Source organism: Pseudomonas sp. ACM7 (genome assembly GCF_004136015.1).
Classification (GTDB): Bacteria; Pseudomonadota; Gammaproteobacteria; order Pseudomonadales; family Pseudomonadaceae; genus Aquipseudomonas; species Aquipseudomonas frigoris.
Map to the genome: position 1 here is coordinate 4880613 of NZ_CP024866.1, position 14831 is coordinate 4895443.

The window sequence follows — 14831 nt, forward strand, 5'->3', positions numbered from 1 at the left end:
TAGCTTAATGGCTTATCTGCCTGAACTGGGAGAGGTTGGCCGGCATGAGATTGCAGCACTGGCAGGCATAGCCCCTTACAACGACGAAAGTGGCCAACATGAAGGTCCGCGCCACATTAGCGGCGGCAGGTTCGCTGCGCGTCGTGCCATGTACATGGCGTGTTGGGTGGTGATCCAGCGGCAACCTGAGTTTAAGGCTCGGTATGAAGCACTGCGCCTGAAGGGCAAATGCGCAAAGGTAGCGCTTATTGCCTGCATGCGAGTGCTGTTGGTCCGCTTGAACGCCATGATCCGAGACAAAGCTGAATGGAAAGAACGCGCAGCCTAAACGGGCTGCGGTTGTAGGGAATCACACGGGTTGAAACTGTGGGAACCCGGTTGTCTTTTGAAAAAGCTCCAAAATAAAAACAACCATGACAGTTGCTCCCACATTGAATCTCCTGCGTACACAAATCTTGTGTCCTGTAGAGATCAAATGTGGGAGCGGGCTTGCTCGCGATGGCGCCCGTACAGACGCCGCCTTACTGCTCGCTCAACGCAAATTGCGTCAGGCAAAACGTCGGAATCCCCATATCTTCCAGCCGCTGCGATCCGCCCAACTCCGGCAAATCAATGATCGCCGCCGCTTCATGAACCCGCGCGCCCATGCGTCGAACCAGGTTCGCCGCCGCAATCAGCGTCCCGCCCGTGGCGATCAGGTCATCGAACATCACCACCGAATCGCCCTCGCACAGGCTGTCGGCGTGGACTTCGAGGAAGGCTTCGCCGTATTCGGTCGCATAACCCTCGGCCAGCACGTTGGCCGGCAGTTTGCCTTGCTTGCGGAACAGCACCAGCGGCTTGTTCAGCTGATAGGCCAGGACCGAACCGATCAGAAAACCACGCGCGTCCATCGCACCGATGTGGGTGAAGTCGGCCTCGACATAACGGTGGGCGAAGCTGTCCATCACCAGGCGCAGGGCCGTGGGCGACTGGAACAATGGGGTAATGTCGCGAAAGATCACGCCCGGCTTGGGAAAGTCGATCACAGGGCGGATGAGGGATTTGATGTCGAAGGAGTCGAAGGCCATAGTCGAAGAATCCTGGCAGGCTGCAAACGACGCAGTATAACGGCGGCTGAACCGTTTCGCTCAGCCGCAATCGCCGAAATCAGCCGTCTAGCGAGCCGCCGGCCAGGGCGCAGAGCTGGATCGGGTCGAGGATATGGATTTCCTTGCCTTCAGCCGCAATCAGTTCGTTTTGCTGGAAGCGCGTGAACACCCGGGACACGGTTTCCACCGCCAGGCCTAAGTAATTGCCGATTTCGTTGCGCGACATGCTCAGGCGGAACTGGTTGGCCGAGAAACCCCGGGCGCGGAAACGGGCCGACAGGTTGACCAGGAACGTGGCGATGCGCTCGTCGGCGGTTTTCTTCGACAGCAGCAACATCATTTGCTGATCGTCACGAATTTCGCGACTCATCACGCGCATCAACTGACGGCGCAGTTGCGGCAGTTGCAGCGCCAGTTCGTCGAGGCGTTCGAAAGGGATTTCACACACCGATGTGGTTTCCATGGCTTGCGCCGAGACCGGGTGTTTTTCGGTGTCCATGCCTGACAGGCCGACCAGTTCACTCGGCAGGTGGAAACCGGTGAGTTGTTCTTCGCCGCCATCGCTCAGGCTGAAGGTCTTCAGGGCGCCCGAGCGTACTGCATAAACGGAATCGAAGGTGTCGCCCTGGCGGAACAGGAATTCGCCCTTTTTCAGCGGGCGGCCACGTTTAACGATTTCGTCCAGCGCATCCATGTCTTCCAGATTCAAAGAAAGTGGCAAGCAGAGGGGGGCCAGGCTGCAATCCTTGCAATGGGCCTGGCTATGAGCGCGCAGCTTTACTGGCTCGGACATTTCTTCAATCCTTGTGGGAAAACACACATAAGCCGTAAGGGTAACTCACGGGAGGACATTCAGGCACGCGGCGATTTTGTCGCAGGGTCGTAAAGTCAGCGTTTCGTAGAGCGGCCAGTGAGGTGATGGCTAGATAACCCGCGAGAACCGCTGGCGATTGTGCTGTTCCAGGTACGCGTCGAACACCATGCACACCGAGCGCACCAGCAATCGTCCAGCGGGCAATACGGTGATCCGTTCGTTATCCAGTTCGATCAGGCCGTCGTCAGCCATTCCCTGCAACTGTGGCCAGAGTTCGCCGAAGTAACCCTGAAAGTCGATGTTGAAGGCGTGTTCGATCGCGGCGAACTCCAGGCTGAAAGTGCAGATCAGTTGCTGGATGACCGCACGTCGCAGGCGGTCATCGGCGTTGCACAGCAGACCACGGCTGGTGGCCAGCTGCGCGCTGGCCAGCGTGTTCTGGTACTGATTCAGGTCGCTGCTGTTCTGGCAATACAAGTCGCCGATCTGGCTGATGGCCGACACGCCCAGGCCAATCAGGTCGCAGTGACCGTGGGTGGTGTAGCCCTGGAAGTTGCGTTGCAGGGTTGATTCTTCCTGAGCAATCGCCAGTTCATCGTCGGGCAGCGCGAAGTGGTCCATGCCGATGTAGCGGTAACCGGCCTTGGTCAGCTGCTCGATGGTGCCCTGGAGTATTTCCAGTTTTTGCGCCGGTGTCGGCAGTTCGTCGCTGTTGATTCGCCGTTGCGGCATGAAGCGTTCCGGCAGGTGCGCGTAGTTGAACACCGAGAGGCGGTCCGGTTGCAGGTTGATGACTTCATCGACGGTGCGGGCGAAATTCTCGGGTGTCTGCCTCGGTAAGCCATAGATCAGGTCAATGTTGATCGAGCGAAACTGAAGCGTGCGGGCAGCGTCGATCACCGCACGGGTTTGTTCCAGGCTTTGCAGGCGATTGACTGCCCGTTGCACCGCCGGGTCGAGGTCTTGCAGGCCGATACTGACCCGATTGAAACCCAGTTCACGGAGCAGGCCCATGGTCGACCAGTCGGCTTCGCGAGGGTCGATTTCGATGCCGTAGTCGCCGGAATCGTCGTCCAGCAAGTTGAAGCTTTTACGCAACTGGGCCATCAACTGGCGCAGTTCATCGTGGCTGAGAAAGGTCGGGGTACCGCCGCCGAAATGCAGCTGTTCGACTTTCTGCGCGGGGTCGAGGTGGCAGGCGATCAGCTGGATTTCCTGCTCAAGGCGCTGCAAATAGGGCTGGGCCCGGCCGCGGTCCTTGGTGATGACTTTATTGCAGGCGCAGTAGTAGCAAATGTTCGCGCAGAACGGCACGTGCACATACAGCGATAACGGGCGCAGGGCTTTACGGCTGTCGCACAGGGCGTGGAACAGGTCGAACGTGCCGACCTGACCGTCGAATTGCGCCGCGGTCGGGTAGGAGGTGTAGCGCGGTCCCGCCAGGTCGTAACGGCGGATCAGATCGGTGTCCCAACGAATGGCGTCGAGCATCATGCGGGCAATCCCCCGTAGGCTGGCAGTGTCAGCGAGTCTAGGGGGTGGCGCGGAGGGGCATCTTGATTTGCATCAACGGGCTTCAAGATCAAAAGATCGCAGCCTTCGGCAGCTCCTACAGGTGGACGCGATCCCATGTAGGAGCTGCCGAAGGCTGCGATCTTTTGAATTTGTTTCTAGTGGCCCATGAGCCAATGCTGATGCGGCCCCGGCAAGGTCCAGATGCCGAACAGAATCACCAGTAATCCACCCGTCATCCGCACGCTACGTTTGCGCAACAACGCCGTGACCCGCTCAGCCGCCAACCCCGTGGCGAGTAACACCGGCCAGGTGCCGAGCCCGAACGCGAGCATCAAAAGCGCACTGTCCAGCGCATTGCCCTGGCTCGCCGACCACAGCAACGTGCTGTAAACCAACCCGCACGGCAGCCAGCCCCAGAGCGCCCCCAGCAGTAACGCGCGCGGGACGCTCGACACCGGCAACAGTTTGTTGGCAACCGGCTGGATGTGCCGCCACAGGCCGCGACCGAGGCTTTCGATGCGGGTCAGGCCGCTCCACCAGCCAGCGAGGTACAGGCCCATGGCGACCAACAGCAATCCGGCAATGACGCGCATGAACATCGCCGCCGGGCTGTTGGCCACCGCCCAACCGGCCAGACCGATCAGCAGGCCGGCCGTTGCATAGCTGAGAATTCGCCCAAGGTTGTAGGCCAGCAGCAGTCGAAAACGACGGCTGCGTTGTTCCTTGGGAATCGCCAGGGTCAACGCGCCCATCAAGCCGCCGCACATGCCCAGGCAATGCCCGCCACCGAGCAGGCCGAGGATCACCGCAGACACCAGCAGCGGCGCCAACTCAAGCATGGGGTGGCGTCTTGTCGTCCGGTTTGGCCGGATGACCGCTGGCTTCATCGACCGCGGCCTTGTGGTTCGGGTCCTGGTCGTCGAACAGAATGCTGTGGGCCGGGCCGTCGAGGTCGTCGTACTGACCGCTGTCGACTGCCCAGAAGAAGATGTAAATGGCGATGGCCACGATCAGCAGCGCGGCCGGGATCATCACGTAGAGAGCTGGCATCTGGACTCCATGCCCGCGCGGCTCAGGCCGGCAGCGGACGGGTTTCTGGCGTGGCGCTGATCGCAGGCGTATTGGGCATGCGAGTCAGGCGCAGGGCGTTCAGCACCACGGTCAACGAACTGATGGACATGCCGACCGCGGCCCATACCGGAGTGATCCAGCCGAGGGCGGCGAACGGCAACATGAGGCCATTGTACAGCCCGGCCCACAGCAGGTTCTCGATGATTACCCGGCGGGTGCGTCGCGCCAGGCTGAAGGCTTGGACCAATGCATCGAGGCGGTTCGACAGCAGTACCGCGTCGGCACTGGTTTTTGCCAGATCGGTGGCCGACCCCATGGCCACGCTGATGTCGGCGGCGGCCAGCACGGGCACGTCGTTGACCCCGTCACCGAGCATCAACACCTTGCGGCCTTCCTTGTGCAGCTGTTGCAGGACTTGCAATTTGTCGTCCGGGCGCAAGCCGCCGCGGGCTTCATCAATGCCCAGTTCCGCGGCGACACTGGCGACCATCGGCGAACTGTCGCCGGACAGCAGCAGCGTGCGCCAACCGCGAGACTTGCAGGCGGCGAGCAGGGCGGGTGCGTCGGCACGTAGACGGTCATCAAGAACAAACCATGCCAACGGTCCCTGGCTGTCGCCGAGCAACAGCCATTGGCCGGCTTCGTCCGGCATTAACGGCACGACAGCGTCACTGAGTCCACAGACAAAACCCGGTTGGCCGATGCGCAAGCGTTGCTCACCGACCAAGCCTTCGAGGCCAAGCCCCGGCGTGCTGTGGACTTCTTCGGCGGCCAGCGGCGCCCGGCCAAACGCGCGGGCGATTGGGTGTTCAGAGCGGTTTTCCAGGGCGGCGGCCAGGCTCAGGCATTGATCGCTGTTGAGCGCGCCGAGCGGGCGAATCGATCGCAAGGCCAGTCGACCTTCCGTCAGCGTGCCGGTCTTGTCGAAAATAACCGTGTCGATCTGGTTCAGACCTTCCAGCACATGGCCGCGAGTCAGCAGCAAACCCAGTTTGTGCAATGTTCCGGTGGCGGCGGTGAGGGCGGTCGGCGTGGCCAGGGACAAGGCGCACGGGCATGTCGCAACGAGCATCGCCAAAACAATCCAGAAGGCTCGCGACGAATCCAGTTCCCACCAGATCAGGCCGATGACGGCAGCGGCAATCAGCGACAGCAGCAGGAACCACTGCGCGGCGCGGTCGGCAATTTCCGCCAGTCGCGGCTTCTCGGCCTGAGCGCGGTCCAGCAGGCGGACGATGGCGGACAATCGGGTGTCTTGACCCAGCGCCAGGACTTCCACGGTCAGCGCACCTTCGACGTTCAGGGTGCCAGCGGTGACGGCATCGCCCGGCGTGCGCGGTTGCGGCAGGTATTCGCCGGTGAGCAGGGATTCGTCGATGCTCGACTGGCCTTCGAGGATCTTGCCGTCGGCCGGGAGGATCGCGCCGGGGTGCACCAGCACCTGATCGCCGACGCGCAGTTCGCTGAGCAGGATCCGCTCGCTCTGGCCATCGGCACTCAGGCGCAGGCACGAGGCGGGCAGCAGGTTTACAAGCTGTGCGGTGGCAGCGGCGGTGCGTTCCCGGGCGCGACGTTCCAGATAACGCCCGGCCAGCAGGAACAGCGCGAACATGCCGACTGCATCGAAATACAGTTCACCGACGCCGGTGATCGAGGTCCAGATCCCGGCGATGTAGGCGCTGCCAATTGCCAGCGACACCGAGACGTCCATGGTCAGGTGCCGGGTGCGCAAGTCGCGCATGGCGCCTTTGAAGAATGGCGCGCAGCTGTAGAACACGATCGGTGTGGTGAGAAACAGCGCGACCCAACGCAGGATGGTGTGCAGCTCGGGGCTGAGGTCGATGTTGAATTCCGGCCAGGTGGCCATGGTCGCCATCATCGCCTGGAACCACAGCAATCCGGCCACGCCGAGTTGGCGCAGGGCCAGGCGGTTTTCGCTGGCCAGTTGTTCGCTGGCGCGGTCGGCTTGATAGGGGTGGGCGGCGTAACCGATGTGGCGCAATTCGTTGAGTACCTGGCTCAGCGGCAGTTGTGCATCGGCCCAGCGTACGTGCAGGCGATGGTTGGACAGGTTCAGGCGCGCTTCGGCCACCGCCGGCAAGCCACGCAGGTGTTTCTCGATCAGCCAGCCGCAGGCGGCGCAACTGATGCCTTCCATCAACAGGGTGGTTTCGGCGAGTTCGCCGTCGTGACGAACGAAGGGGGCTTGCACGTCGGCGCGGTCGTACAGCGCCAGTTCGTCCACCAACTGCACCGGCAGCGCTTCGGGGTTGGCCGATGACTCGCTGCGATGCTGGTAATAGGTTTCCAGTCCACCGGCCACAATGGCTTCGGCCACGGCCTGACAACCCGGGCAGCAGAACTCGCGGGTTTCACCGAGGACGGCAGCGGTGAAGCGGCTGCCGGCCGGGACGGGCAGGGCGCAGTGGTAGCAGGGGAGCGGAGTGGTCATGAGGAGAAGTCTATATCGTCCGGGAAAGGCTCATGCCTGTAGGAGCTGACGAGTGAAACGAGGCTGCGATCTTTTGATGTTGTTTTGAAAGAGCAAGATCAAAAGATCGCAGCCTCGTTTCACTCGACAGCTCCTACAAGTGTTCGGCGCCTTGCAGCGGTTCATCACCCAGCAGCAAATCCTTGTCATGGCTGACCTGTTCTTCTTCGAACATGCGCCAGGTCTTGTCGTCCTGTACACCCAGCAGTTCTACAAAGCGGCGACCGTCGACCTTGTCGTTCAACTGGCCAATGTAGCGGCCCTGTTCGGTTTCGCTGCGCGCCAGGGTGATTTTGCGATCTTTCTCTGGCTGGGTCGGCGAGATCAGGTTCAGCTCCAGGGTTTTCGGCTGGCTGTTGCCGCTCAGGCGCAGGTCGACTTCACCGGTCACGTCGTCCAGATGAACGCTGGCGCGCAGCAGCAGGGTCTGCGCCAGCAACTCACGGTCGAGGGAGCGGTTGATGCCTTTGCCGGCCTCGTAATAGTTGTCGTTGACCAGGTTGTCCGGGTTGTTCACCGCAATCGTCACCATGGACAAGGTCAGGGTCACGGAACACGCCAGGATGGCGATGATGATCCACGGCCAAAGGTGCTTGTACCAGGGACTTGCGGCAGTTGCTGTGGGCATGATCACTTCTCTCAACGAACTTGTGGGCCGATGAACCGGCTCTTGGCTTCAATGTGGACGCTGTTGTCATCGGCATCCTTGAGGATGAATTTCACCTCGTTGGTGCTCGATGGCAGTTTCTCCGGCGCGCTGGACAGTTCGACCGGCTGGCTGAAAATCTCCCCGGCGGCGACCTTGATCTCGCGCTTGCCTTGCAGCTTGAGGTCCGGCAGGCCAGCGGCTTCGAGCACGTAGGTGTGGTCGCGCTGATCCTTGTTCATGATCTTCAGGCTGTAGACGTTTTCGATCCGGCCTTCGGCGTTCTCGCGGTACAGCACGCGGTCTTTGCTGACGTCGAAACCGACCAGCGAACGCATGAAGAATGCGGTCATCAGCAAGGCGATCATCGCCAGCAGCACCGTGGCATAGCCGATCAGGCGCGGGCGCAGTTTATTGGTTTTTTGCCCGGACAGGTTGTGCTCGGTGGTGTAGCTGATCAGGCCGCGCGGGTAATCCATCTTGTCCATGATGCTGTCGCAGGCATCGATACAGGCCGCACAGCCGATGCATTCGACTTGCAGGCCGTCGCGGATGTCGATACCGGTCGGGCAGACCTGGACGCACATGGTGCAGTCGATGCAGTCGCCCAGGCCCATGGCCTTGTAGTCGGCGCCTTTCTTGCGCGGGCCGCGGCCTTCACCACGACGCGGGTCGTAGGAAACGATCAGGGTGTCTTTGTCGAACATCACACTCTGGAAGCGCGCGTACGGGCACATGTAAATGCACACCTGCTCGCGCAACCAGCCGGCATTGCCGTAGGTGGCGAGGGTGAAGAAGCCGACCCAGAAATACGACCAGCCGTCGGCTTCGCCGGTGAAGAAGTCGATGGTCAGTTCGCGGATCGGCGAGAAGTAACCCACGAAGGTCATGCCGGTCACGAAGCCTATCAACAGCCACATCGCGTGTTTGCTGAATTTGCGCAGGAATTTGTTGGCGCTCATGGGCGCTTTGTCGAGCTTGATGCGCTGGTTGCGGTCGCCTTCGGTGACCTTCTCGCACCACATGAAAATCCAGGTCCAGACACTCTGTGGGCAGGTATAGCCGCACCAGACCCGCCCGGCGTACACGGTAATGAAGAACAGGCCGAAGGCGCTGACGATCAGGATCCCCGAGAGCAGGATGAAGTCCTGAGGCCAGAAGGTTGCGCCAAAGATGAAGAATTTACGCTCCGGCAGGTTCCACCAGACCGCCTGATGGCCACCCCAGCTCAGCCAGACCGTACCGAAATACAGCAGAAACAGCCCGGCACCACCCATCATCCGCAGGTTGCGGAACAGTCCGGTGAAAGCGCGGGTGTAGATTTTTTCTCGAGAGGCGTAGAGGTCGACGCTGTTGTTCGCGTTCTTGGCAGGTGTGACGTCGTGTACCGGAATCTGGTTGCTCATCATTGCATCCCACGGCAGTGGAAAAATGCCTCGGTCAGTACGTGCCGACCGCGGTCAAAAAGAGGTGTTGCAGTGGCGCAATGATACGCCTGTAGCTCTAGGTCAAGGGTGCGACCTTTGGTCACGTTGGTGGAATTCAACTGACGGTGTAATGACTTGAATCAATTGACTTGTGAATTATGGACGAGTTTTCCAGCGCAGGCTCGGCAGCTGCTACGGGTTGAGCACAGATCGAACACAGGTCATAAACAAAACGGCCCCGCCAATTCACATTGGCGGGGCCGTTTTTTATTGCATCAAGCGTTTGCCTTACTGGGCGTCCGCCACTGGCGCTTTCTCACCGTGAGAGAGGCTGTAGACGTAAGCGGCCAGCAGGTGAACCTTGTCGTTGCCTTGCAGCTGTTCTTGCGCAGGCATCTGGCCCTGACGGCCGTAACGGATGGTCTGCTGCAGTTGAGCGAAGCTCGAACCGTAGATGAACGCGGCCGGGTGGGTCAGGTTAGGTGCGCCCATTGCTGGCGTACCTTTGCCTTCCGGACCGTGGCACACCGCGCAGTTGGCAGCGAACAGCTTTTGGCCGGCAACCGGGTCAGCCTTGGTGCCTTCCGGCAGTTTGCGGCCATCGAGGTTGGTCAGTACGAACGCGGCAACGTTCGCAACGCCTTGCTCGCCGATCACTTCTGCCCAAGCCGGCATCACAGCGTGACGACCGCCCATGATGGTGGTCTTGATGGTTTGTGCTTCGCCGCCCCAGCGCCAGTCGGCGTCGGTCAGGTTAGGAAAGCCATAAGCGCCCTTGGCATCGGAACCGTGGCAGACCGAGCAGTTGGAGGCGAACAGACGGCCACCCATCTTCAGGGCTTGCGGGTCCTTGGCGACTTCTTCGATTGGCATGGAAGCGAACTTGGCGAAGATCGGGCCGAACTTGGCGTCCGACTTGGCCATTTCCTTTTCCCACTCGTGAACGCCGGTCCAGCCGGTCTGGCCGTTGGCGAACGCGGTCTGCTTCTCGTTATCGAGGTAGTTGTAACCCGGCAGCAGGCCTTTCCAGTTACCCAGGCCCGGGTACAGAACCAGGTAGCCCAGGGCGAAGATGATGGTGCCCACGAACAGCATGAACCACCATTTCGGCAGTGGGTTGTCGTACTCCTCGATCCCGTCGAAGGAGTGGCCAACCGTTTCTTCGGTGGCTTCGCTGCGCTGGCCTTTACGGGTGGACAGCAGCAGCCAGGTCAGGGCGAAGATCGTGCCGAGACTGAGGACTGTGACGTACAGACTCCAGAACGTAGTCATTCTTTGTTACTCCTAGAAGCTTGCTCGACGTGCTTGATGGCTTCGGGATCATCCGCGAAAGGCAGCAAGGTCGCGTCTTCAAACTCCGACTTGCGCTTGGGGCTGAATACCCACAACGCCAGACCGATGAAGGCCACCATCACAACAACGGTGCCCAGGCCACGAATCATCCCGATATCCATCTAAATCACCGTTTGCTTTTGATGATGGTGCCCAGGCCTTGCAGATAGGCCACCAGCGCGTCCATTTCGGTTTTGCCCTTCACAGCATCCTTGGCGCCGGCGATGTCTTCGTCGGTGTAAGGGACGCCGAGCGTGCGCAAGACTTCCATTTTCTTGGCGGTGTCTTTGCCGTCGAGCTTGTTTTCCACGAGGAACGGGTAGGCCGGCATTTTCGACTCAGGCACCACGTTGCGCGGGTTGTACAAGTGCGCACGCTGCCAGTCATCGGAGTAACGACCGCCAACACGGGCCAAGTCCGGACCGGTACGCTTGGAACCCCACAGGAACGGGTGGTCCCAGACGCTTTCACCGGCGACCGAGTAGTGGCCATAACGTTCGGTTTCAGCACGGAACGGGCGGATCATCTGCGAGTGGCAGCCGACACAACCGTTGGCGATGAAAATGTCACGGCCTTCAAGTTCCAGCGCCGGGCGCGGCTTCATGCCTTCGACCGGTTTGTTGGTCACGTCCTGAAAAAACAAGGGGACGATCTGGGTCAGGCCGCCGATGCTGACGGCGATAACCATGAAGAAGGCCAGCAGGCCAATGTTCTTCTCGACTGCTTCATGCTTCATCAGTGAGCTCCAACTACAGCAATCTGTTCAGCGGCTTTGGCTTCAGCCGGGTTCGAGGCACGTACGGTACGCCATACGTTGTAGGCCATGAACAGCATGCCGCTGGCAAAGAACGCACCGCCCAGGGCGCGAACGATGAAACCAGGATGGCTGGCTTGCAGCGCTTCAACGAACGAGTAGGTGAGGGTGCCGTCGTCGTTGATTGCACGCCACATCAGACCCTGGGTGATGCCGTTGACCCACATCGAAGCGATGTACAGAACGGTACCGATGGTCGCGAGCCAGAAGTGCGTGTTGATCAGGCCGATGCTGTGCATCTGCACACGACCGAACAGTTTCGGGATCATGTGGTAGATGGCGCCGATCGAGATCATCGCCACCCAGCCCAAAGCACCGGCGTGTACGTGGCCGATGGTCCAGTCTGTGTAGTGAGACAGCGAGTTGACGGTCTTGATGGCCATCATCGGGCCTTCGAAGGTCGACATGCCGTAGAAGGCCAGGGACACAACGAGGAAGCGCAGGATCGGGTCGGTGCGCAGCTTATGCCAGGCGCCCGACAGGGTCATCATGCCATTGATCATGCCGCCCCAGCTTGGTGCCAGCAGGATGATCGACATCGCCATGCCCAGCGACTGAGCCCAGTCCGGCAGCGCGGTGTAGTGCAGGTGGTGCGGACCGGCCCAGATGTACAGGGTGATCAGCGCCCAGAAGTGCACGATCGACAGGCGATAGGAGTAGATCGGACGCTCGGCCTGCTTCGGCACGAAGTAGTACATCATCCCAAGGAAACCGGTGGTCAAGAAGAAACCCACGGCGTTGTGGCCGTACCACCACTGGATCATTGCGTCAGTCGCACCCGAATAGGCGGAGTAGGACTTGAACAGGCTGACTGGTAGCGACATGTGGTTGACGATGTGCAGCATCGCCGTCACGACGATGAAGGCACCGTAGAACCAGTTACCCACATAGATGTGCTTGGTCTTGCGCTTGACGATGGTTCCGAAGAACACCGCACCGTAGGTCACCCAGACGATAGCCAGCAGGATAGCCAGGGGCCATTCCAGTTCCGCGTATTCCTTGGTGGTGGTGTAACCCAGCGGCAAGGTAACGATCGCGCCGACGATTACAGCCTGCCATCCCCAGAAGTGGAAGGCCGCCATACGGTCGGAAATCAGTCGCGTTTGGCAGGTTCGCTGCACGACGTAATAAGAAGTGGCAAACAGTGCACAACCACCGAAGGCGAAAATCACCAGGTTGGTGTGCAACGGGCGTAAGCGTCCAAAAGTCGTCCACGGCAGACCGAAGTTCAATTCCGGCCATACAAGCTGTGAGGCGATGAAGACACCAAGCCCCATGCCAAGGATCCCCCAGACCACCGTCATGATGGCGAACTGGCGGACTACCTTATAGTTATAAGCAGTCGGACTGATTGCTGTGCTCATTCTAAGGTTCCACGGTTTGGGTGTTTTATTAGGAGTAAAAATCGGCCGCAAGTATGGAGAAAGCGGGGGGTCATTGCAACGCGCCATGACCTGGGTCAATGCTTTCAAAAGCTGATTCTGCGGCCTTTCCATGCGCCGCGTAGGGACAAAATTGCCCAAGGGCAAAATGTCGCAGCAGACGAAAATGGTGAGGGGGTCAGGTCGGATGTAACGGGGTGTGTTCAAACACAACGATCGGGTGACAGATGGCAATTGGCACGACAGCCGGTATCTACCAGCCTTTGCGGCTTGTCATCGAGCAGATTCGTCGAACACATCGGGTTGGGTCGACCTGGAACCGGCTCATGCCAGTCCGCATCGGGGGAAGCTTAGACCCGAATCTGGTGAACCGAAAGGAGGACCAACGGAGGGGTGCGACACTTGGTCGCAAAGGGGCAGGGAACTGCCGCATCCGGGAGAATGCGGCAGCAGAGCGGTCGAGATTTATTCGTGTTTGCCTTCAGCCTGCAAACGCTCGGTGCTCAGACCGTGAGACAGGCTGTAAACGTAAGCGGCCAGCAATTGCACCTTGTCGTTGCCGAGCAGTTCGTTCTGCGCCGGCATATGGCCCTGGCGGCCATGACGAATGGTCTGTTGCAGTTGCGCCAGGCTTGTTCCGTAGATAAAACCGGCCGGTTGCGTCAGATTCGGCGCGCCCATGGCTTCAGTGCCCTGGCCGTTTGCCCCATGACAGGCTACGCACATGGTGCTGAACGCTTGCTGTCCGGCGTTCAGATCGGCGCCACTGTCGGCCGGCAAAGGCAGGCCGGCCAGTTCATGACGTACATAGGCGGCAACGTTTTTCACACCAGCATCACCAAGGATTTCACCCCAGGCCGGCATCGCGGCCATGCGACCGCCCATGATCGTCGTTTTGATCATCTCGGCGTCGCCACCCCAGCGCCAGCTGGTGTCCGCCAGGTTTGGGAAGCCGAAAGCGCCCTTGGCATCCGAGCCGTGGCAGACCGCGCAATTGGAGGCAAACAGGCGACCGCCCATTTTCAAAGCTAGAGGGTCCGTTGCCACTTCTTCCACAGGCATCGCCGCGAATTTGGCGAAGATCGGCCCGAACTTCGCGTCCGACTTGGCCATTTCCTTTTCCCACTCGTGGACGCCGGTCCAGCCGTCCTCGTAACCCGGCAGAATGCCTTTCCAGTTTCCCAGCCCTGGGTAAAGCACCAGATAGCCCACGGCAAATACCAGCGTGCCGGCGAACAGCATGAACCACCACTGCGGCAGCGGGTTGTCGTACTCCTCGATGCCGTCGAAGCTGTGGCCCATGGTCTGGTCGACGCTGCCCTTGGTTTCGCCCTTGCGGGTGCCGATGAGCAGCCAGGTCAGGCCGATCAGGCTGCCGATGGTCAGTACGCAGATCCACGTACTCCAGAAGGTGGTCATGGCCGGGTACTCCTTGTTTCAGGTTCTTGGGTGGCGTCATCGGGTAGCGGTTCATCGGCGAACGGCAGCAAACGCGCTTCGGCGAATTCCGGATTGCGCTTGCTGTTGAACACCCACAGCGTCAGGCCGACGAAGGCTACGAACACCACGACCGTGCCCAGGCCGCGGATCATTCCACTGCTCATTTCGCTTACGATTTCAAAGGGCATGGCCATGGCTCACCTCTTGCTCTTGATGGATGTGCCCAGCACTTGCAGGTAAGCGACCAGCGCGTCCATTTCGGTCTTGCCCTGGAGCGAAGCGACTGAGCCTGCGATGTCATCGTCGGTGTATGGCACGCCGAGGGTGCGCATCGCCTTGATCTTGCCTTCGGTGTGGCTGCTGTCGAGTTGATTGGCCACCAGCCACGGATAGCCGGGCATTTTCGATTCCGGCACCACGTTGCGCGGGTTGTACAAATGCGCACGGTGCCAGTCTTCGGAGTAGCGACCACCGACCCGGGCCAGGTCCGGACCGGTACGTTTCGAGCCCCACAGGAACGGATGATCCCAGACGCTTTCACCGGCCACCGAGTAGTGGCCGTAGCGTTCGGTCTCGGCGCGAAACGGCCGGATCATCTGCGAATGGCAGCCGACGCAGCCTTCGCGGATGTAGATGTCGCGACCTTCCAGTTGCAGCGCGGTGTAGGGCTTCATGCCTTCCACCGGTTTATTGGTCACGTCCTGGAAGAACAGCGGGACGATCTGGGTCAGACCGCCAATGCTCACGGCCAGCACCATCAGCAACATCAGCAGGCCGACGTTTTTCTCGATTGTTTCGTGTTTCATGG

Annotated in this window: 16 protein-coding genes; 1 reads left to right on the forward strand and 15 read right to left on the reverse strand. The window is 60.2% G+C overall.

The annotated features are described in order from the left end of the window. Window positions 1–328, forward strand: a 328-nt coding sequence (locus tag CUN63_RS23180) for a transposase (RefSeq protein ID WP_165353272.1), incomplete at its 5' end; no start/stop codon positions are given. A 193-nt stretch (window positions 329–521) separates the two neighbouring features. Here the strand turns inward: CUN63_RS23180 and CUN63_RS23185 are convergent. The 15 genes from CUN63_RS23185 to ccoO (CUN63_RS23255) form a co-directional block, all read right to left on the reverse strand. Then, the gene (locus tag CUN63_RS23185) at window positions 522–1070 is read right to left on the reverse strand and encodes an adenine phosphoribosyltransferase (protein WP_129442862.1); all 549 of its coding nucleotides are present in this window, start codon (window positions 1068–1070) and stop codon (window positions 522–524) included. Between the two features lie 79 nt (window positions 1071–1149). Then, window positions 1150–1884, reverse strand: a complete 735-nt coding sequence (gene fnr / locus CUN63_RS23190) for a fumarate/nitrate reduction transcriptional regulator Fnr (RefSeq protein WP_046047868.1) — start codon at window positions 1882–1884, stop codon at window positions 1150–1152. 129 nt (window positions 1885–2013) lie between these two features. Further along, window positions 2014–3396, reverse strand: coding sequence for an oxygen-independent coproporphyrinogen III oxidase (gene hemN, locus CUN63_RS23195; RefSeq protein WP_129445142.1), 1383 nt, complete (start codon window positions 3394–3396; stop codon window positions 2014–2016). 179 nt (window positions 3397–3575) lie between these two features. After that, on the reverse strand, window positions 3576–4259 hold the full coding sequence (locus CUN63_RS23200) for a sulfite exporter TauE/SafE family protein (RefSeq protein ID WP_033055657.1): 684 nt from the start codon (window positions 4257–4259) through the stop codon (window positions 3576–3578). Further along, on the reverse strand, window positions 4252–4470 hold the full coding sequence (gene ccoS / locus CUN63_RS23205; protein ID WP_129442864.1) for a cbb3-type cytochrome oxidase assembly protein CcoS: 219 nt from the start codon (window positions 4468–4470) through the stop codon (window positions 4252–4254). Before ccoS ends, CUN63_RS23200 begins: the two co-directional genes overlap by 8 nt. Window positions 4471–4492: 22 nt before the next feature. Next, window positions 4493–6943 carry a heavy metal translocating P-type ATPase gene (locus tag CUN63_RS23210; RefSeq protein WP_129442866.1) on the reverse strand — a complete coding sequence of 817 codons (2451 nt, stop codon included), beginning with the start codon at window positions 6941–6943 and terminating at the stop codon, window positions 4493–4495. 133 nt (window positions 6944–7076) lie between these two features. Continuing rightward, window positions 7077–7610: a FixH family protein gene (locus CUN63_RS23215; protein WP_129442868.1), complete on the reverse strand. Its 534-nt coding sequence runs from the start codon at window positions 7608–7610 to the stop codon at window positions 7077–7079. 11 nt (window positions 7611–7621) lie between these two features. Next, complete coding sequence (gene ccoG, locus CUN63_RS23220; RefSeq protein ID WP_129442870.1) at window positions 7622–9034, reverse strand: cytochrome c oxidase accessory protein CcoG; 1413 nt, start codon at window positions 9032–9034, stop codon at window positions 7622–7624. A 309-nt stretch (window positions 9035–9343) separates the two neighbouring features. Then, on the reverse strand, window positions 9344–10327 hold the full coding sequence (gene ccoP / locus CUN63_RS23225; protein WP_129442872.1) for a cytochrome-c oxidase, cbb3-type subunit III: 984 nt from the start codon (window positions 10325–10327) through the stop codon (window positions 9344–9346). Next, the gene (locus CUN63_RS23230; protein ID WP_003175465.1) at window positions 10324–10509 is read right to left on the reverse strand and encodes a CcoQ/FixQ family Cbb3-type cytochrome c oxidase assembly chaperone; all 186 of its coding nucleotides are present in this window, start codon (window positions 10507–10509) and stop codon (window positions 10324–10326) included. Before CUN63_RS23230 ends, ccoP (CUN63_RS23225) begins: the two co-directional genes overlap by 4 nt. 5 nt (window positions 10510–10514) lie before the next feature. After that, complete coding sequence (ccoO, locus tag CUN63_RS23235) at window positions 10515–11123, reverse strand: cytochrome-c oxidase, cbb3-type subunit II (RefSeq protein WP_054593209.1); 609 nt, start codon at window positions 11121–11123, stop codon at window positions 10515–10517. Next, window positions 11123–12565, reverse strand: coding sequence for a cytochrome-c oxidase, cbb3-type subunit I (ccoN, locus tag CUN63_RS23240; RefSeq protein ID WP_129442874.1), 1443 nt, complete (start codon window positions 12563–12565; stop codon window positions 11123–11125). Before ccoN ends, ccoO (CUN63_RS23235) begins: the two co-directional genes overlap by 1 nt. 483 nt (window positions 12566–13048) lie before the next feature. Then, window positions 13049–14002, reverse strand: a complete 954-nt coding sequence (gene ccoP, locus CUN63_RS23245) for a cytochrome-c oxidase, cbb3-type subunit III (RefSeq protein ID WP_129442876.1) — start codon at window positions 14000–14002, stop codon at window positions 13049–13051. Beyond that, window positions 13999–14199 carry a CcoQ/FixQ family Cbb3-type cytochrome c oxidase assembly chaperone gene (locus CUN63_RS23250; RefSeq protein ID WP_283190897.1) on the reverse strand — a complete coding sequence of 67 codons (201 nt, stop codon included), beginning with the start codon at window positions 14197–14199 and terminating at the stop codon, window positions 13999–14001. The genes ccoP (CUN63_RS23245) and CUN63_RS23250 overlap by 4 nt, the downstream gene beginning before the upstream one ends. 21 nt (window positions 14200–14220) lie before the next feature. Further along, window positions 14221–14829 (reverse strand): cytochrome-c oxidase, cbb3-type subunit II, encoded by a 609-nt coding sequence (gene ccoO / locus CUN63_RS23255; protein WP_129442880.1) that lies wholly within the window; start codon window positions 14827–14829, stop codon window positions 14221–14223. Between the last annotated feature and the right edge of the window lie 2 nt (window positions 14830–14831).